14 protein-coding genes and 1 tRNA gene are annotated in these 17,422 nt (G+C 64.2%); 3 read left to right on the forward strand and 12 right to left on the reverse strand.

From position 1 onward, the window contains the following. Positions 1–218 precede the first annotated feature (218 nt). Positions 219–512 carry a hypothetical protein gene (locus AC0L2F_RS31865; RefSeq protein ID WP_063996497.1) on the forward strand — a complete coding sequence of 98 codons (294 nt, stop codon included), beginning with the start codon at positions 219–221 and terminating at the stop codon, positions 510–512. A 115-nt stretch (positions 513–627) separates the two neighbouring features. Here the strand turns inward: AC0L2F_RS31865 and dinB are convergent, their stop codons facing one another. Next, a complete protein-coding gene (dinB, locus tag AC0L2F_RS31870; protein WP_473251091.1) occupies positions 628–1,731 on the reverse strand; it encodes a DNA polymerase IV in 1,104 nt (367 codons plus the stop codon). Positions 1,732–1,853: 122 nt separating this feature from the next. Between dinB and AC0L2F_RS31875 the strand changes: the two genes are divergently transcribed. Continuing rightward, positions 1,854–2,063 (forward strand): hypothetical protein, encoded by a 210-nt coding sequence (locus AC0L2F_RS31875; protein ID WP_007598219.1) that lies wholly within the window; start codon positions 1,854–1,856, stop codon positions 2,061–2,063. Between the two features lie 49 nt (positions 2,064–2,112). Here AC0L2F_RS31875 and AC0L2F_RS31880 read toward each other — a convergent pair. The 10 genes from AC0L2F_RS31880 to AC0L2F_RS31925 form a co-directional block, all read right to left on the reverse strand. Then, positions 2,113–2,189 (reverse strand) — tRNA-Arg (locus AC0L2F_RS31880). A gap of 59 nt (positions 2,190–2,248) precedes the next feature. Beyond that, positions 2,249–3,304, reverse strand: coding sequence for a sensor domain-containing diguanylate cyclase (locus AC0L2F_RS31885; RefSeq protein WP_473251092.1), 1,056 nt, complete (start codon positions 3,302–3,304; stop codon positions 2,249–2,251). Between the two features lies 1 nt (position 3,305). Then, on the reverse strand, positions 3,306–6,416 hold the full coding sequence (locus tag AC0L2F_RS31890) for a bifunctional diguanylate cyclase/phosphodiesterase (protein ID WP_473251093.1): 3,111 nt from the start codon (positions 6,414–6,416) through the stop codon (positions 3,306–3,308). A gap of 136 nt (positions 6,417–6,552) precedes the next feature. Continuing rightward, the gene (locus AC0L2F_RS31895; protein ID WP_473251094.1) at positions 6,553–7,638 is read right to left on the reverse strand and encodes a branched-chain amino acid ABC transporter permease; all 1,086 of its coding nucleotides are present in this window, start codon (positions 7,636–7,638) and stop codon (positions 6,553–6,555) included. After that, the gene (locus tag AC0L2F_RS31900) at positions 7,635–8,645 is read right to left on the reverse strand and encodes a branched-chain amino acid ABC transporter permease (protein ID WP_473251095.1); all 1,011 of its coding nucleotides are present in this window, start codon (positions 8,643–8,645) and stop codon (positions 7,635–7,637) included. Before AC0L2F_RS31900 ends, AC0L2F_RS31895 begins: the two co-directional genes overlap by 4 nt. Beyond that, complete coding sequence (locus tag AC0L2F_RS31905; RefSeq protein WP_473251096.1) at positions 8,642–9,364, reverse strand: ABC transporter ATP-binding protein; 723 nt, start codon at positions 9,362–9,364, stop codon at positions 8,642–8,644. The genes AC0L2F_RS31900 and AC0L2F_RS31905 overlap by 4 nt, the downstream gene beginning before the upstream one ends. Continuing rightward, positions 9,361–10,152, reverse strand: coding sequence for an ABC transporter ATP-binding protein (locus AC0L2F_RS31910; RefSeq protein ID WP_473251097.1), 792 nt, complete (start codon positions 10,150–10,152; stop codon positions 9,361–9,363). The genes AC0L2F_RS31905 and AC0L2F_RS31910 overlap by 4 nt, the downstream gene beginning before the upstream one ends. Before the next feature lie 167 nt (positions 10,153–10,319). Next, positions 10,320–11,504, reverse strand: a complete 1,185-nt coding sequence (locus tag AC0L2F_RS31915) for a substrate-binding domain-containing protein (RefSeq protein WP_473251098.1) — start codon at positions 11,502–11,504, stop codon at positions 10,320–10,322. A gap of 218 nt (positions 11,505–11,722) precedes the next feature. After that, positions 11,723–13,459 (reverse strand): putative bifunctional diguanylate cyclase/phosphodiesterase, encoded by a 1,737-nt coding sequence (locus AC0L2F_RS31920; RefSeq protein ID WP_473251099.1) that lies wholly within the window; start codon positions 13,457–13,459, stop codon positions 11,723–11,725. A 208-nt stretch (positions 13,460–13,667) separates the two neighbouring features. Further along, complete coding sequence (locus AC0L2F_RS31925) at positions 13,668–14,633, reverse strand: sensor histidine kinase (protein WP_007616024.1); 966 nt, start codon at positions 14,631–14,633, stop codon at positions 13,668–13,670. A gap of 195 nt (positions 14,634–14,828) precedes the next feature. Here AC0L2F_RS31925 and AC0L2F_RS31930 point away from each other — a divergent pair, with 195 nt between their 5' ends. Beyond that, on the forward strand, positions 14,829–15,668 hold the full coding sequence (locus AC0L2F_RS31930; RefSeq protein ID WP_473251100.1) for an SDR family NAD(P)-dependent oxidoreductase: 840 nt from the start codon (positions 14,829–14,831) through the stop codon (positions 15,666–15,668). 140 nt (positions 15,669–15,808) lie between these two features. Here the strand turns inward: AC0L2F_RS31930 and AC0L2F_RS31935 are convergent, their stop codons facing one another. Continuing rightward, positions 15,809–17,185, reverse strand: coding sequence for a cytochrome P450 (locus tag AC0L2F_RS31935; RefSeq protein WP_473251101.1), 1,377 nt, complete (start codon positions 17,183–17,185; stop codon positions 15,809–15,811). Positions 17,186–17,422: the final 237 nt, after the last annotated feature.

The raw sequence follows: 17,422 nt of genomic DNA on the forward strand, positions 1-17,422 counted from the left end.
CTCTTGGAATTCGGCTCTTGGAATGTCGAATCATGTGCGTCCTGTGGCGATCTCGTGCCGCAAGCGCGGCAGACGCGACGCGCGATCACGAAATGCATTTCTCCGGAACATTTGTGCGTAGCACCTGTTCGGGAGATTGGGCCACGCGAACATCGGCGCAGGGAACGCCCGCTCTGGCTCAGCTCAATGAAACCGACGTGACAGAAACGGAGCAGCTCATGAAGCTCACATCCGAACAGGTGAAGCAGACCGTCAACCAGCTCGGCGCTCAAGTGCTGCCCGACGAGCATCCCGCGATGCCGCAGCTCAACAGCATGTTCGGCGAGCACACTTTCTTCGTCGATGAGACGGGGCTGAAGGTCGTCGAGCCCACGGCGCCGCCCGGCACCGAGCGCCAGAGCGGCGAAGTCGTCAGCCTCGCCGATTGGGGCGATTCCGAGCTGACCCGCCTGATGGCGCACGAGCCCCAGCCGACGGGCGTGATCGTGGTGTTCGAGCACGTGAGGCATTGATCGGCGCCGGCGGACCGACCTTCGGTGGCGAGTCTGAACGCCCGCCCCCGTAGATTCGCGTTGCGAGCGCGCTCTGCGTGGCTGTCTGCGTCCGCCGAAAGCCCGTCAGTTTGGTTCAGATGCCGAGAGTCAGCTGCGGCGGCTCCGCATCGTCCCCGGCCTGGAGGGAAGACAGCGAGACCCCCAGCAGCCTGACGCTCTTGGGCAGCGGCATCTCGAGTTCGAGCAGGCCGCAAGCCAGCCGCTCAAGATCGTCCCGGCCTGCAACCGGCGAAAGAGCGGACCTGCTGCGCGTGATGATCTCGAAGTCGGCAAACTTGATCTTCAAGGTGACAGTGCGGCCACGGTTGCCCGTCGCCTCGCAATGGCGCCACACCTTGTCGATGAGCGGCTTGAGCTCGGTGACCAGCGTGTCGAATTCGGTGAGATCGCTTGAGAACGTGGTTTCCGCGCCGATGGACTTGCGGACCCGGTTGGCCCGGACCGGCCGTTCGTCGACACCGCGCGAGATCCAGTAATAATAGGCGCCCGACTTGCCGAAATTCGCATTCATGAACTCAAGCGTCTGACGGCGAATATCGAGACCGGTGAAGATGCCGAGCGCGTTCATCTTCGCGCCCGTGGCCGGGCCTATCCCATGGAATTTTCCGACCGGCAGCGTCTCGGCGAAGGCGGGTCCCATCTCCGGTGAGATCACGAACTGACCGTTGGGCTTGCGATGATCGGAGGCGAGCTTGGCCAGGAACTTGTTGTAGGAGATGCCGGCCGAAGCGTTGAGACCCGTCTCGGCCTTGATCCTCTCGCGGATCCTGAGTGCAATGTCGCGCGCCAGCGGGATGCCTTTCAGGTTTTCCGTCACGTCGAGATAGGCCTCGTCGAGCGACAGCGGCTCGATGATGGGTGTGTGCTCCGCGAAGATGTCGCGGATCTGCCTGGAGATCGCCTTGTAGACCTCGAAGCGCGGCTTGACGAAGACCAGATCGGGACATTGTCGCTTCGCCGTTACGGATGGCATGGCGGAGCGAACGCCGAACTCGCGGGCCTCATAGCTGGCGGCCGCGACGACGCCACGTTCCGCGGAGCCTCCGACGGCGACCGGCTTTCCGCGCAGCTCCGGATGATCGCGCTGTTCCACGGACGCGTAGAAGGCATCCATGTCGATATGGATGATCTTGCGGACGGGCGAGGCCTCGCCGGCCACCGTGTCGGATTCGCTCATGGCAGGATGATACAATTGAGCGATGAGAAGTGCGAGGTGAGGTGTGATTCACAGAGCAATCTCAGGCTTGTGAGTGGCACGCACGGGCATGCGATCTAATATGAGGTCGCGGAGGACAGCCCATGCAATACAGCTCCGAACTCATTCGAACGATGCGTCAGGCGCTCGAGGCCGTGATGGCGAGCGTGCCGCCCGATCAGTCGGTGTTCGGCCTGAAAGCGGCCGTAGCCGAATGCATCCTGAAGGCGGCCGCACACGGTCAGACGTCGTACGACGGACTGGTCACGTCGGCTTCCGACCAGGTCCAGGCGATCATCTCGATGCTGAATTGAGCGTGGCTCGGCTGAGCAGGCGATGACCCCAGCCTGCATCGGAAGAGACTGGCGCACCCGACACGATTCGAACGTGTGACCTTTGCCTTCGGAGGGCAACGCTCTATCCAGCTGAGCTACGGGTGCTAGTGGAGGTTCATTTAGCCGATTGGCGGGGGGCGGGCAACCGCTTCCGCCATCTCCGGCTAGGCTGATTTACGGGGCGTGCGGCCAGGAACCGGCACGCCGTCCCGCCCGAGCTTGGCGAACTCGGCGAGCAGCCGTTCGGCACACATGATGCGGTTGCGGCCGAGCCGTTTGGCCGCATAGAGCGCCTGGTCGGCTGCGCCCAGCAACCGGTCGGGGCCGCCGTCGGTTTCGCCGGGAATGTGGCTGCCGACGCCGACGCTGAGGGTGACGTGGTCGCCGGCCCCGATGGCGCCATGCGCGATCCGCAAGGCCATCACGGCGCAGCGGATCTCGTCGGCGATGACGCAGGCGGTATCGCAATCCATGTCCGGCAGGATCAGCGCGAATTCCTCACCGCCATAGCGGCTGGCGAGATCGAGCGGGCGCACGGCATACCGGCTGACGACGGACGCGACCGCGCGCAGGCATTCGTCGCCGCTCTGATGGCCGTGGCGGTCGTTGAACAGCTTGAAATGATCGACATCGACGAACAGCAGCGCCATCGGCTTCTGCGTCCGCTGGGCGCGGGCCCATTCGCTCATCAGCATCTGGTCGAACGCACGGCGGTTCGACAGGCCGGTCAGCCCGTCCTTGGTGGCGAGCTCCTTCAGGGCCATCTCGGCGCGCTTCTGGTCGGTAAGGTCGCGCAAAGTCTCCACCACCGCAATCAGATGGCCGGCCTCGTCGTGGATGGGGCCGGCGTCGATGGCGAGATAGAGCTGGCTGCCGAGCTTCGGCATCACGCACCAGTTCTCGGCGCTGAAGCCGACTCCGTTATGGCCGCGCGCGGCATATTCCGAATAGAACTCCGGCAGCTGTTCCGGGCGGTCGAGCGCGACGAGGTCGGCGAGGCAAGGGCGCCTGGTCTCGTAGAAGGCCTGCCAATGCTTATTTGTGCCGATCACCTCGGAGGCGGCGACGCCGGTCAGCCGCTCGCAGGCTCTGTTCCAGATCACGACGCGGCGCTTCGGATCGATCACGAAGGTCGGCACCACCAGATGCTGCATCAGCCGCACGGCATAGGAATCCGCAACGTCGACCGTCTTGGCTGACGTTTTCCCCGGCTTCGCCATGTCAGGCCACCGCTGCCACCGGCAAGGCATGGCTCGGGCCGAACAGCTTTCGCACTTCGCTGGCCGGCTTCGGTCTGCTGAAGAGATAGCCCTGCATCTCCGTGCAGCCGAGCGCACGCAACATCTCGCGCTGTGCCTCGGTCTCGACGCCCTCCGCGACCGTGGTCATGTTGCTGGCGGCGGCGATGTTCACCACCGCCTGCACGATCACGGGCGCGCCGCTCGCCTCGGCGATATCGGCGACGAAGCAGCGGTCGATCTTGATCTTGTCGAACGGGAAGCGCTTCAGATAGCTGAGCGAGGAGTAGCCGGTGCCGAAATCGTCGAGCGCGATGCGCACGCCGATGGCGCGGAGCTGGTGCAGGATCGAGAGCGCCGCCTCGTCGTCGCGGATCAGCACGGCCTCGGTGATCTCGAGCTCGAGCCGGGACGGAGCAAGTCCGGAAGCGGCGAGCGCGCCGGCGATCCGCAGTGCCAGCGTGTCGCATTTGAGCTGTACCGGCGAGACATTGACCGCGACACGCACATGCGCCGGCCAGGTTGCGGCCTCGCTGCAGGCCATGCGCAGCACCCAGTCGCCGAGCTCGTTGATCAGGCCGGTGTCCTCGGCAATCGGAATGAACTCCGCCGGCGACACCATGCCGCGCTGGGGATGCCGCCAGCGCAGCAGCGCCTCGCAGCCCGTGACCGCGTTGGTACGCAGGTCCACCAGCGGCTGATAGTGGATCTCGAAGCCGCCGTTCACCAGGGCCTGGCGCAGATCCTGCTCCAGGCTCAGGCGCGCCTTGGCGCTCGCATCCATCTCCGGCTCGAAGAAGCGGTGGGTGCGGCGTCCTTCGGCCTTGGCGCCGTACATCGCGAGATCGGCATTCTTGACGAGCTGGTCGAGATCGGTGCCGTCCTGCGGCGCCATCGCGATGCCGATGCTGGCGTCGGTCGAGAGCTGATGGCCGAAGCAGTGGTAGGGCCGGCGGATCGCCTCGAAGATCCGCGTCACGAATGACACCACGTCGGCAGACGATTCGATCCCGGTTTGGATCACCGCGAATTCGTCGCCGCCGAGCCGCGCGATCAGGTCGCCCGGTCCGAGGCAGCCGCGGATGCGGGCGGCGATTCCCTTCAACAGCTCGTCGCCGACGTGATGACCGAGCGAATCGTTGATGCCCTTGAACTCGTCGACGTCGATATAGAGCAGCGCGAACTGACTGCCGCCGCCGACCTTCTCCAGTTCACGCTCGATCTGCTCGCGGAACAGCGCCCGGTTGGGCAGGTCGGTGAGCGCATCGTAATGCGCCATATGCGCGATCTTCTCGTCGGCGCGCCGCCGTTCGGTGACATCCTCGACGACGTTGATGATGTAACGCGGCTCGCCGGATTCGTCGCGGATTCCGATCCGGGTCGAGGTGATGTAGCGCATTCCCTTGGCCTGGCTCTGCCAGGCATGCTCGTCCTTGAACAATCCCCCGCCCGACTTCAGCGCCTTGCTGTCATCTTCGGTGACGATCCTGGCGGAGGCATCCGGGTAGATGTCGAAGGGGGTCTTGCCAACGATGTTTTCACTCGATTGGCCGAATTGTTCTTCGGCGGTCCGGTTGACCAGCAGATATTGCCGCGTTTGAGCATCCTTCACCGTGATCTGTGACGGGATATGGTCGATGATCTCGCGCAAGAACATGTAGTTGCGGTCGCGTTCCTGCTCCAGCTTGCGGCGTTCGGTGATCTCCTCGATCGTGGCGACCCATCCGCCCTGCGCGAGCGGGGTGTTGATGACCTGAAAGGTGCGGCCGTTAGGCAGCTCGTGCAGCCTGGTGGAGACCGTGCCTTCGGCGACGACCTTCATGACGTCGACGCAAAACGCATCGACGTCGCCGCCGAACGCGCCACGCTCCTTGCGATGGAGCATCGCCTCATGGATGTGGCAGCCGGGCTTGATGACGTCGTGCGAGAGGCCGAACATGTCGGCGTAGCGGCGGTTGCAGGTGACGATGTATCCGGCGGCATCGTACAGGATCAACCCTTGCGACATGTTGTTCAAGGCGGTGTCGAGCCGGCCCCGCTCCGCTTCCAGCCGTTGCTGCGCCTCGCGGTTCTGCCGGTTGATCTGGCGAACGATCAGGAACAGGATCAGCGCAATCACGGTTGCTGAAAGCGCGGCGGTGGTGACCATGAAACCGGTCTGCTGCCGCCAGTCGGCCAGCGCCGCGCTCGTGGTGTTGGTCGCGACGATGATCAGCGGGAAATGCGAAAGCGAGGCCCCGGAGCCGAGGCGCTCGTCGCCGTCGATCGGGCCCCTGACGCGCAGGGTGTGCCGGCCGCCTTCGGCCAGCATCTTGCGCATCAGCGGCGCGTCCTTGAAGTCCCTGCCGATCAGCTCTTCGACATGCGGGTAGCGCGACAGCATCTTGCCATTGCGGTCGAACAGCGAGATCGCCGTGCCCTCCGCAAGCGCAACGGATGCGAAATAGTTCTGGTAGCTGTCCGGATCGATCCGGCGGACCATCGTGCCGAAGAAGCTGCCGTCCACGCCGTTCAGCCGACGCGCGACGACCGTGGTCCATTTGCCGATGATGAAGCTGCGGACCGATTCCAGAATCACCGGTTCGGCCATCGGATTCGCTTTGAAGGTCTGAAAGTAGGCGCGCGAGGAGATGTTGATCTTGGGGAGCGGCTGGGCCCGCGACCAGTTGATCAGTTCGCCGTCGGCATCGTAGATCGCGATGTCGCCGAGGTAAGACACCGGGCCGATCTTGCTCCGCAGCATCTGGTTCGTCGCGGGTCCGGACATGCGCTCGCGGAACATCGCGGCCGAACTGATCTCCGGCAGGTTCATCTGCCCGATCACATCGGCGGCGACGATGTCGGAATCTTCAAATTGCTGATCGAAGTGCCGTGCGATCAGCTGCACCGTATTTTCCAGCTCGCGCTCGCGGTTGGCCAGGGTACGTTCGCGAAATTCGCCGACGGCCATGGCGGTCACGGCGAAGATCCCCGCGACCAGCAACACGCCGCACAAAGTGAGCCACAGCACCGGTCCGCGCCGAATGGCTGCCTCCCAGCCGTGCTTCGCGGCTAGGAACATTCCGGCTGCGATCCTTGCAAAGACCTGGCGCATTCCCCCTCCCTGGAGGGACAGGAATACATCACACAAATGGCGTAAAGCTTAGGAAAGCCAGTTACCTGAGCGTTAATCTCGTTGCGTGATCACGGTCGTGTCCAGCGAGCCGCCGCGCTGCATCATGAATCGCGCGTTAAGGCGATCCGTCCGCGCTCTTGTCGCCGCCGAGATTGCGCAGCCGTCCGACCACGCCGGTCGGAAAGAAGTAGACGCTGGCAATGAAGAGCAGCCCGAGCCACAGCAGCCAGCGATCGGGATGCAGCAGCCCGGGCAGCAGCGGCAGGCCGGCTTCCGACGCCGCCTTGGAGGCGACGCCCATCAGCGACTGCAGATAGTTCTGGGCGAGGATGAAGATGGTGGCGCCGATGATCGCGCCGTAGATCGTGCCCATGCCGCCGATCACGACCATCAGGAGAATGTCCAGCATGATCGAGAAGCTGAGCGAGGTATCGGGACCGGCATAACGCAGCCACAGCGCATTGAGGATGCCGGCGCCGGCGGCGACCAGTGCGGCGATGCAGTTGGCGTAGCTCAGGTGGAAGACGGTGCGGAAGCCGAGCGCCTCGGCGCGGAAGCGGTTTTCGCGGATCGCCTGCAGCACGCGCCCGAACGGCGAGTTCACCACCCGCAGTAAAGCGAGGATCATCAGGGCCGAGACTGCGAACACCAGATAGTAGGTCAGGATGCGGCCGTTGACCTCGAATCCCATGAAGTTCTTCGACATCAGCACCGTGCCGGGTCTGAGCAGCTCGGGCAGCTGAAAGCTGCGCCCGTCCTCGCCGCCGGTCAGCCAGGACAGCTGCGAGGCCAGCACCTGGAAGGCGGATGCGACCGCGAGCGTGATCATGGCAAAGAAGATCGCGGCGACCCGCAGCGAGAACAGCCCGATCGCAAGCGCAAGCAGCGCGGCAAGCGGCAGGCCGACCACGATGCCCGTTGCGACCGCGCCCCAATTCGGGCCCATCCCGTACAGCGCGATCGCGATCGCGTAGCTGCCGATCCCGTAGAACATGGTGTGCGCGAACGACACCGAGCCGGTATAGCCGAGCAGGAGGTCGTAGGAGGCGACCAGCGCGGCGAAGACGCAGATCTTGGCCGCGACGTTCAGCGCCTTCGCGCCGGGGAACAGGAACGGCGTCGCCACCAGCGCCATGATGATGACGACGAGAACGAGCGTGAGCACGCGGCTGCGCGGCGGATCGCCTGACAGGATCATCATCGGCTGGTCACCGCATAGAGGCCGCGCGGCCGCCACATCAGAATGGCGACCATCAGCAGGATGTTGGAGACGAGGGCGAGCTTCGGCACCAGGAAGCCGCCGTAATTGGCAATCATCGCCACCAGGATCGCGCCGATGAAGCAGCCGCCGATCGAGCCGAGGCCGCCGATGATGACGACGATGAAGATCAAGACGGTGAGGTCGTCGCTCATGGAGGCGTGGACCTGCTCGCGATACAGCGCCCACATCACGCCGCCGAGGCCGGCGAGCGCCGATCCCGTCATGAACACGCCGAGGAACAGACGGCGGATGCGATAGCCGAGCGCCTCGACCATCTCGCGATTCTCGACGCCGGCGCGGATCAGAAGCCCGAGCTTGGTCCGGTTGAGCACGAGCTGGATCGCGATGAAGACGGCAAGGCCGATCAGCGTCGCCAGCACGCGGTATTTCGCGATCGCGACGTCGCCGAGAATGAAGGAGCCGCGCAGCGACGTCGGCAGCGGCGTCGGGATGATCTGCGGCCCCCACACCGCATAGAGCGTCTGCTCGGCGACGATCAGGCCACCCGTCGTCATCAGGATCTGCTTCAGATGCTGGCCGTAGACGGGCAGGATCAGCACCCGCTCGACGATCAGGCCGAGCGCGCCGGAGACCGCCATCGACAGCAATGCAGCCGGCGCCAGCACCGCGAGGTTCACCCACAGCGAATCCACCTGGAGCGAGGTCGCGAACGGCGCCAGTACCAGGGTTGCGACATAAGCCCCGACCGCGATGAAGGCGCCATGGCCGAAATTGAGCACGTCCATCAGGCCGAACACGAGCGTGAGTCCGGAGGCCATGATGAAGATCATCATGCCCATCGCGAGGCTCGCGGCCGTCAGCGTCAGCCAGGTGCTGGGGGAGCCGATCAGCGGGATCATCACGAGCGCGACCGCGATCGGCAGCAGGATGGGCGCGATGTCGCGCTTCGGCTTCGGCAGCGGATCGGTTGAGGCGAGCTCGGTCATTGATGCGTCTCCAGGCTCAGGCCGAGCAGCCGCTCCTGCAGTGGCACGTCGGAGGCCAGGGCCGCCATCTCGCCGCGATGAACGATGGTGCCGTTGTCCATCACCAGCACGTTGTCGCCGAGCTCGCGGGCGGCAAAGAAGTTCTGCTCGACCAGCAGGATGGTGGCGCCCTTGCGCTTGATCTCTTTCAGGCACTCGATCAGCGCCATCACGATCGCCGGCGCCAACCCCTTGGTCGGCTCGTCGATCAGCAAGAGCTTGCGCGGTTCGATGATGGCGCGGGCAATCGACAACATCTGCTTCTGTCCGCCCGAGAGACTTCCCGCGCGCGACAGCCAGAACCGGCGCAGCGCGGGGAAGAAGCCAAAAATCCAGTCGAGCTGGGCGTCGTCGAGTGGTCCGTCGCGCGCCGCCAGCACCAGGTTTTCCTTCACCGTGAGGTCGGAGAACACCGCCATGCTCTCCGGCACGTAACCGACGCCGAGCCGCGCGATGTCAGGCGTCGCACGGCTCTCGATGCGCTCGCCGGCGAGGCTGATCTCGCCGGAGGAGGCCTGCCAGAGGCCCATGATGGTGCGCAATGTCGTGGTCTTGCCGGCGCCGTTGCGGCCGAGCAGCATCGTGGTCTGCCCCTGCGCGACAGCGAGGTCGATGCCCTGGAGGATGTGATAGCGGCCGATATGGGTGTGCACCCCGGAGAGCTTTAACAGGTCGGTCATGCGGCGCTCCCTGCAGCCGTCTTCCCTTCAACTGTCTTGGGCGCGACGCCGAGATAGGCTTCCTGTACGACCGGTGACGCGATCACCTCGGCCGGCGGACCGTCCGCAACAAGCTGTCCGTTATGCAGCACGATGATGCGGTCGGCGAGCGATCGCACCACGTCCATCTTGTGCTCGACGAGCAGAATGATCCTGCTCCTGTCCTGCTTGAGCTGCGCGATCAGGTTCAGCACGACCGGCACCTCGTCGATGCTCATGCCTGCGGTCGGCTCGTCGAACATGAACACCTTTGGCTCGAGCGCCATCATCAGCGCGACCTCGAGCTTGCGCTGATCGCCATGCGACAGTGCGGTCGCGGCGACGCCGCGGCGACCGCCGAGTGCGACCTGGTCGAGGATAGCATCGGCGCGGACGATCAGATCGCGGCGGACCATCCAAGGCCGCAGCATGTCGTAGTGAGTGCCGGCGGCGGCCTGCACGGCGAGGCGGACGTTTTCCTCCACCGACAGATTCGGAAAGAGATTGGTGAGCTGGAAGGCGCGCCCCAGGCCTGCGCGCGTCCGCATCGGCGCGGAATGCTGGGTGATGTCGGTGCCGTCGAACAGAATGCTGCCGCTCGATGCGCGCAGCTGGCCGGAGATCAGGTTGAAATAAGTGGTCTTGCCGGCGCCGTTCGGCCCGACGATCGCGGTGAGCTCGCCCGGGCGGAAGCTGCAGGTGACGCTGTTGACCGCGACATGGCCGCCGAAGCGGATGGTGAGGTCGCGGGTTTCGAGAGAGAGCGTCATGGGCGTCTGGCAAATATGAGAGAGAGTATTTCCGCGATCACGCTGGGCTCCCTCCCCCGCTTGCGGGGGAGGGTTGGGGAGAGGGTGTCTCCGCAATCGAGAACCCCCAAGAGGACAGAGCCCTCTCCCGGCCTCTCCCGCAAGCGGGAGAGGTGAAGTCAAAAAACTCAGCGCTTGTTCTTGATCGGAACGTTCATGTCCTCGATCTTCAGCTCGCGCACCGGCTCGAGCACGGCCCAGGCGACATTCGGATCGACCTTGACCTTGAAGTGATACATGCTCTGGAGCGCCTGATGGTCTTCCTTGCGGAACATCATCTTGCCCTTCGGCGTGTCGAACTCCAGGCCTTCCATCGCGCTGATCAGCTTCTCGGTGTCGGTCGACTTCGCCTTGGTGACGGCGGCGACGACGGACATCGCGGCGGCGAAGCCGCCCGCGGTGAAGAAGTCCGGCGGCGCGTTGAAGCGCTTCTGGTGCTCGGCGACGAACCAGTCATTCACCGGGTTCTTCGGGATCGTGTAGAAATAATAGGTCGCGCCTTCCATGCCGGGCAGGCCCTTGTAGGCGGCGAGCGCCGGCAGGATGTTGCCGCCGGTGGACAGTTCGATGCCGTAGCGCTTCGGATCCATGTCCTGGAGCTTTGCCAGCGGATTGCCGGCGCCGGCCCAGATTACCCAGATCACCTTGCGGCCCGGCTTGTCCTTCAGCGCGTCGAACAGGCGCTGGCCGACCGCGGTGAAGTCGGTGGTGGAGGTCGGGGCATATTCTTCGGCGGCGAGCGTCGCGCCGGTCTTGCCGAGCGCCTCCTTGAAGGCGGCGACGCCGTCACGGCCGAAGGCGTAGTCCTGCGCCAGCGTTGCGACGGTGACGCCCTGCTTGCCGATCGCGACCGCGTTCGAGATCGCGTCCTGCGACGAGTTGCGCGCGGTGCGGAAGATGTAGCGATTCCACTTCTCGCCGGTAATCTGATCCGCGACCGCGGGCTCGACGATCAGGATCTTCTTGTTCTCCTCGGCGACGGGCAGGATCGCGAGTGCCGCAGCCGACGAGGTCGTGCCGATCGCGATGTCGGCCTTGTCGTCCTGATAGGCTTCCGCGAGCGCGGCCTTGGAGAGATCGGGCTTGCCCTGGTCGTCCTTGGTAATGACGACGATCTTGCGCCCGTCGAGCGTCATGGTGCCCTTGGTGGCGTATTCAAAACCCATCTGCAGGCCGGTCTCGGTCTGCTTGGCATAGGCCTCGAGCGGGCCGGTCTTGCCATAGATCAGCGCGACCTTGAGATCGTCGGCCTGTGCGGAGGTGCCCGCGGCGAGGGCGAGGATGGTTGTTGCTAAGATGAGCGATCGGCGCACGATGGTCCCTCCTGAAGAATTCTTTGGCCATAGCGATTTGCACAACCGTGCGGACATTGCAATTCCACCTTCCGGCGGACCACGCGACGAGCATGTGTGACATTGTCCCGGCGCGGCCGCGCTGGATCGCTTCTGCCGAGGAAATCGGCAGATGCAAATGTTGACCTCACCCGTGGACCGGGTTGCTCAAGCCTTGCAAAGTAACGATCAGGCCCGAGTTACCGCCGGTATCCGTTCGCGCGCGAATAGCCCTGCCGGTTCTGTTGCGTCGAGCGGTTTGTGACGCTGGCGCGTGCTTCGCTGGAGATGGGCGTTGCGAGCTTCAGCTCCTCCAGGAAGATCGGCCGGGAGAAATAATAACCCTGCGCGTAACGGATCTTGGTCGCAGCCTGGAGGTAGGCGAGCTCCTCGTAAGATTCGATGCCTTCGGCAATCACGGTCATGCCGAGCGCTTCGCTCAGGGATTCGATCGCGCGCAAGATTCCCTGGTTGCGTGGACGCTTATGGATATCGGTGATGAAGGAGCGGTCGATCTTGATCTCGTCCGCGGTGATGTCGGCCAGCGCCGAGAGCGAGGAATAGCCGGTCCCGAAATCATCGATCGAGATGGCGACGCCGAGCTTGCGGAACATCGGCAGGATCTCGGCCTGGAAATGATTCTTGGCGACGAAGGCGTCTTCCGTCACCTCGATCATGAAGCGCTGCGGGAAACCGGTGTCGTCGAGCGCCTGGGCAAAGCTGCGCATGAACTCGGGGTTGCCGGCCTGCTTGGCCGCGACGTTGATGCTGATGGTCGCTTCCGCACCGAACGTCTCGTTGATCAGGTCGATCGACTTGACGATCTCGGCGAGCACGAGATGGGTCAGCTCGTCGATCAGCCCGAGTTCGGTGGCAAGATTGATGAACGAGCCCGGCGCCTGGATCACGCCCTCGTCGTCGCGCAGCCGCACCAGGGCCTCGATGCCCTTCACGTCCTGCGTGCGGATGTCGACCTTGGACTGGAAGGCGCAGCAGAAGCGTTTCTCGAGGATGGCGAGCCGCAGCGACTGCTCGATCTTCATCCGGGCCAGCGCCTCGCGCTCCATGCTGGAGTCGAAGAAGGCTGCCGATCCCTTGCCGTCATTCTTGATGCGGTACATCGCGATGTCGGCGTTCTGACGCAGTGTCTCGAAGCTGCTTCCGTGATCGGGGTAGAGGCTGATGCCGACGGAGGTCGAGGCGAAGACTTCCGAATTGTCGATGAAGAACGGCGCGGTCAGCCGCTCCAGCGTCGACTGCATGAATTCGGCGACTTCCTCCTGGTTCTGGATCGGCGACAGCAGCAGCAGGAATTCGTCGCCGGAGATGCGCGACAGCATGTCCGAGTCGCGCAGGCCGCGTCCAAGCCGCTTCGACAGCTCGACCAGCAGGGCATCGCCCACCGCGTGGCCGTAATAGTCGTTGATGTGCTTGAAATTATCGACGTCGAGAAAGGCGAGCGCAAAGCGCTCGCCGGCGCGACCCTGCGCGAGCAGGCTGGTGGCGCGATGTTCGATCACGCGCCGCGAGGGCAGACCGGTCAGCTCGTCGAAATAGGCCGAGCGGAACAGCTGGTCCTCGAAATTCTTCTGCTCGGTGATGTCGGAGGAGGCCGAGATCAGCAGCTCGCGTCCATCGAAGCGGACCGGACGATGAGTGGTCAGCAGCACCTGGCGCGCGGCTCCGTCGTGGAGCGCTTCCTCGGCGACGACCGCACGGCCGGAGCTGAGGGCCTGCCGGCAGGCTTCCTGGCGCGGCGCGAGATCGCGCGAGGGGCGGCTGCCGTCCATGCCAAGCTGGGCGGCCGCGACATCGTTGACCAGGAGAAGTTCGCCTTGTGCGTCCTGCACGGTCAGGCCGGCAGGCAGCATTCTAACGATTTCCTTGAGAAATCCGAGTTCGGCTTCGCTCGCGCCGGAATATTTGTTGTCGTTCATAGAAGTCATGAATCTTGTTGTTTCAGCGCGCTTTTGCAATGACCGCGATCTTGCGCGGTTCCCTCTTAAGTTTGGTTAAGGGGTCCGGAGAATTACGGTGGTGTTTTGCGGCGATGCGACGCGCGCAGCCTATCGTCATTAACAGGGCGTCAACGCGTCCGGCGAAACCGCGAACGGCGCACGCGAACGCGTTTCGTTTGCGCCGTGTCTAACCGTCCTTGGGGATTCGGCATTGCATGGTGCAATGAAGTCCGGTCCTGAGATAGGAGACCTCCGTCTTGCCGTCGAAGGCCGACAGCGCCGACTTCAACAGCTTGGTGCCGAAACCCGGCTCGGAGACCTTGTCGACGCTCGGGCCTTCGGTTTCATCCCAGGTCACGGTCAGGCGGTCGTCGCTGACGGTCCATGACACCTGCAACAAGCCGCGCGGCGCGGAGAACGCGCCATATTTGCCCGCGTTGGTGGCGAGTTCGTGAAACATCAGGGACAGCGTGACCGCAAGCTTCGGCGGCAGGAACAGCCGTTCGCCGTTGAGCGTGAAGCGGACATGGCCGTAAGGGCCGAGCTCGGAGATCAGGAGGTCGCGAATGTCGCAGCCGGCCTTGTCGATCCGCGAAATCAAATCGTCGGTCGCGGCGAGCGATCGCAGCCGTGGATCAATCCGGGCCCAGATTTGCGGCTGATCGTGCAGCACCTGATGCAGCACCGCATGCACCGTCGACAGCTTGTTCTTCAGCCGGTGCTGGAGCTCGTCGACCAGCAGCTTGCGGTAGTCTTCTTCTTCGATCAGGCGCCTGGAAATCCGGCGCTGCTCGACGAGGAGCGTGCGATAGTGCTCGACGCCCCAGATGGTGAGCGCGCAGACCGCCCAATAGAGCGCCAGCAGGGCGAATCGCGCGTGATCGGCAAGGGCATCGCCGAAATTCACAACGACGCCGAGCACGCCGCCGACCAGCGCTGTGATGATGCCGATGCGGAAGCCGCCGAACGCGGCCGCAAAGAACACGGCCGGGAAATACGGCGTGAAATAGACGTCGGGCCGCACATGGGCGAGAGCCCAGCGCGCCAGCGTCGCAACCAGCAGGCAGGCGACCGCAAACGCAAGGCTCAGGCCGAGCGATGGCGGTGCCACGCCCTGCCAGCCCTTGCGGAATTCGTCGATCAGCTTCCCCATAAGCAGTCCGGTCGCGATATGCGTTCGACAATCGAGCGGTCGCCAGGAATGTTACGCATGTCGCTGGCCCCAAGCAAAGCTTGCCTTCTCGGAAGCCGGCAGGAATAGTGCCTGCTGCGGCGCCGACCGTCTTGGCGCCGTCGTCGATCGGTGTCCGCCATTTGGCGTCAAGGGGTTCGAAAACAGGGACATTCCATGGGCAGGCTGGATGGCAAGGTCGCGGTGATCACGGGCGCGACGAGCGGGATCGGGTTGCGGACTGCAGAAGTCTTCGTTGCCGAAGGTGCCAAAATTGTGATCGCGGGGCGGCGTATACCGGAAGGCGAGGCGCTGGCGAAGCAGCTCGGGGCGAATTGCGTCTTCCGCCAGACGGATGTGACGGTCGAAGCGGAGATGCAGGCGCTGATCGCGCTCGCGGTGGACAAATTCGGCCGCATCGACTGCCTGTTCAACAATGCCGGCGGCCCCGCGCAGACCGGCGGCATCGAAGGCCTCGAGGTCGAGCGCTTCGACGCGGCGATGGCCACCTTGGTGCGCAGCGTCATGCTCGGCATGAAGCACGCCGCGCCGCACATGAAGAAGCAGGGATTTGGCAGCATCATCAACAATGGCAGCATCGCCGGCCGTCTTGCCGGCTTCTCGTCGTCGATGGTCTATGGTGCGGCCAAGGCGGCGGTGATCCATCTCACCAAATGCGTGGCGATGGAGCTCGGCGAATCCAACGTCCGCGTCAACTCGATCTCGCCCGGCGCCATCGCGACCGGTATTTTCGGCAAGGCGCTCGGGCTTTCGACCGACGCGGCGGAGAAGACGCCCGCGGTGATGCGCGAGATCTACAAGACCGCGCAGCCGATCCCGCGCGCCGGCCTTCCCGATGACATCGCCCATGCAGCGGTGTTCCTGGCCAGCGACGAATCCAGCTTCATCAATGGCCATGACCTCGTCATCGACGGCGCGATGACCGGCGGCCGCAACTGGAGCCAGCAGCAGCAGGGCTATGTGGCGCTGCGCAAGGCGTTCGATCAGGGGGCGTAGGAGGTTGGTCTCGTGCTCCGGACGCGGCGCGGCGCGAAGTGCCGCTCCGCAGAGCCGGGGCCCATCTCTCGCACGGAACGTGGCTCACGATTCTGGGTCTCGGCTCGCGCTTCGCGCGTCCGGGACACGCAAATGGAGCGCTAAACCGCCTTCACCCGCACGCGCAATCCGTCGCCCGGCTTCGGGATCGGCCACATCTGCCAGTCGGGCTTGTAACCCGGCTCCAGCGAGACCTCGATGTTCTGCAGGAAGTGCCGCGCGAAACATTTGGCCTGCATGTAGGCGAAGTGCAGGCCGAGGCACATATGCGCGCCGCCGCCGAACGGCACCCAGGCGAAGCGGTGGCGGTTGCGCTGGGCCTCTTCGGTGAAACGCAGCGGATCGAACCGATCCGGTTCCGGCCAGATCTCCTTCATGTGGTGGGTGTAGAGCGGATTGACGCCGATCGCGGTGCCGGCCGGAATCGTAAAGCCCTTGAAGCTGAAATCGCGCATGGCGCGGCGCGGCATCGAGGGCACCGGCGGCTTGATCCGCAGCGCTTCCTTGAACGCCATCTCCGACAGCGGCATCTTTTCGAGATCGCCGAAGCTGCTCGGCGCATCAGGGGCGAGCCCCAGCGCCATGACTTCCGCGCGAAGCTTGTCTTGCCAGTCGGGATTTGCCGCGAGCTCGCCGATGAACGACGTCTGCGACGAGGTCAGCGTGTCGTGCGCCGCCATCATCAGAAAGCTCATGTGGTCGATGATGTCCTGTTCCGAGAGCAGCGCGCCGTCCTCGTGGGTTGCGCGGCAGAGCTGCGAGAACAAATCATCGCCGCCGTGATTGCCGCGCCGCAGCGGAATCTGCTCGCGGAAATAGGCGACGATGCGCTTGCGTCCCCTGACGCCGGCGGCCATCTGCGTGCCGGGCAGCGGTCGGCGGATCGGGGCGACGGCGGCGGCGACCATGTCGACGAAGGCGCGGTTGATCTGGTCGACCTCCGGCCCGATATCGGCGCCGAGAAAGGAAGCCGCAGCGAGATCGAGCGTGAGCTGCTTCATCGCCGGATAAAGCTGCATCTCGCCGGGCTTGGCCTTCCACTGCGCGACGCGGGCGGCGATGCCGCGGTCGAGATCGCTCAGATACGACTTCATCGGGCCGGACTTGAACGCGACCGACAGCGCCTTGCGGTGCAGCCGGTGTTCCTCGAAATCCAGCAGCATCAATCCGCGCGGAAACAACAGGCCGAGCACCTTGTTCCAGCCATGGGTCGAGGAGAACAGCTTTTGCTGGTCGAACAGCACGAGCTCGTTGGCCTCGGGGCCGAGCAGCACGACATTGGTCTCGCCGAAGAAGTGCGTGCGATAGACCAGGCCGTATTTGGCGCCGTTCGCCTCGATATGCCCCTTGGGGTCGGCGAGGACCTGAAAGGTCTTGCCGACGATCGGCCAGCCTTCGTCGCCGGGGATGTGTGTCAGCTCGTTGCGCTTGGGCGGAGTGAAGCCGAGCGCAGGGGCGGCCACGTTCTGCATCGACATGACGATTGCTCCGATTGGCTGGACCCAACATAACACAATCCGGGTCCGCGGACGTGACGGTGCTTCGCTGCGGCCATCCTTCGAGACGCCCGCCTCTGGCGGGCCCTCAGGATGAGGACAGCGTTGTGCGGCAGCAGTTTCAACGGACTCCGGTGCCGCTTAGCCTCATCCTGAGAGGGTGAGAATCTTTCGTCTAAACGGGCATTTGCCGTAGCCGCTTTGCTATGATTCGATGAC

It is taken from the genome of Bradyrhizobium sp. Ken64, assembly GCF_055807555.1.

Excerpts from the sequence above, each read along its gene's own strand:
- AC0L2F_RS31890 (WP_473251093.1), bottom strand. The coding sequence starts at position 6,416 with ATGCGCCAGGTCTTTGCAAGGATCGCAGCCGGAATGTTCCTAGCCGCG.
- AC0L2F_RS31900 (WP_473251095.1), bottom strand. The coding sequence starts at position 8,645 with ATGACCGAGCTCGCCTCAACCGATCCGCTGCCGAAGCCGAAGCGCGAC.
- AC0L2F_RS31925 (WP_007616024.1), bottom strand. The coding sequence starts at position 14,633 with ATGGGGAAGCTGATCGACGAATTCCGCAAGGGCTGGCAGGGCGTGGCA.
- dinB (WP_473251091.1), bottom strand. The coding sequence starts at position 1,731 with ATGAGCGAATCCGACACGGTGGCCGGCGAGGCCTCGCCCGTCCGCAAG.
- AC0L2F_RS31920 (WP_473251099.1), bottom strand. The coding sequence starts at position 13,459 with ATGAACGACAACAAATATTCCGGCGCGAGCGAAGCCGAACTCGGATTT.
- AC0L2F_RS31910 (WP_473251097.1), bottom strand. The coding sequence starts at position 10,152 with ATGACGCTCTCTCTCGAAACCCGCGACCTCACCATCCGCTTCGGCGGC.
- AC0L2F_RS31865 (WP_063996497.1), top strand. The coding sequence starts at position 219 with ATGAAGCTCACATCCGAACAGGTGAAGCAGACCGTCAACCAGCTCGGC.
- AC0L2F_RS31935 (WP_473251101.1), bottom strand. The coding sequence starts at position 17,185 with ATGTCGATGCAGAACGTGGCCGCCCCTGCGCTCGGCTTCACTCCGCCC.
- AC0L2F_RS31895 (WP_473251094.1), bottom strand. The coding sequence starts at position 7,638 with ATGATGATCCTGTCAGGCGATCCGCCGCGCAGCCGCGTGCTCACGCTC.
- AC0L2F_RS31905 (WP_473251096.1), bottom strand. The coding sequence starts at position 9,364 with ATGACCGACCTGTTAAAGCTCTCCGGGGTGCACACCCATATCGGCCGC.
- AC0L2F_RS31930 (WP_473251100.1), top strand. The coding sequence starts at position 14,829 with ATGGGCAGGCTGGATGGCAAGGTCGCGGTGATCACGGGCGCGACGAGC.
- AC0L2F_RS31875 (WP_007598219.1), top strand. The coding sequence starts at position 1,854 with ATGCAATACAGCTCCGAACTCATTCGAACGATGCGTCAGGCGCTCGAG.
- AC0L2F_RS31885 (WP_473251092.1), bottom strand. The coding sequence starts at position 3,304 with ATGGCGAAGCCGGGGAAAACGTCAGCCAAGACGGTCGACGTTGCGGAT.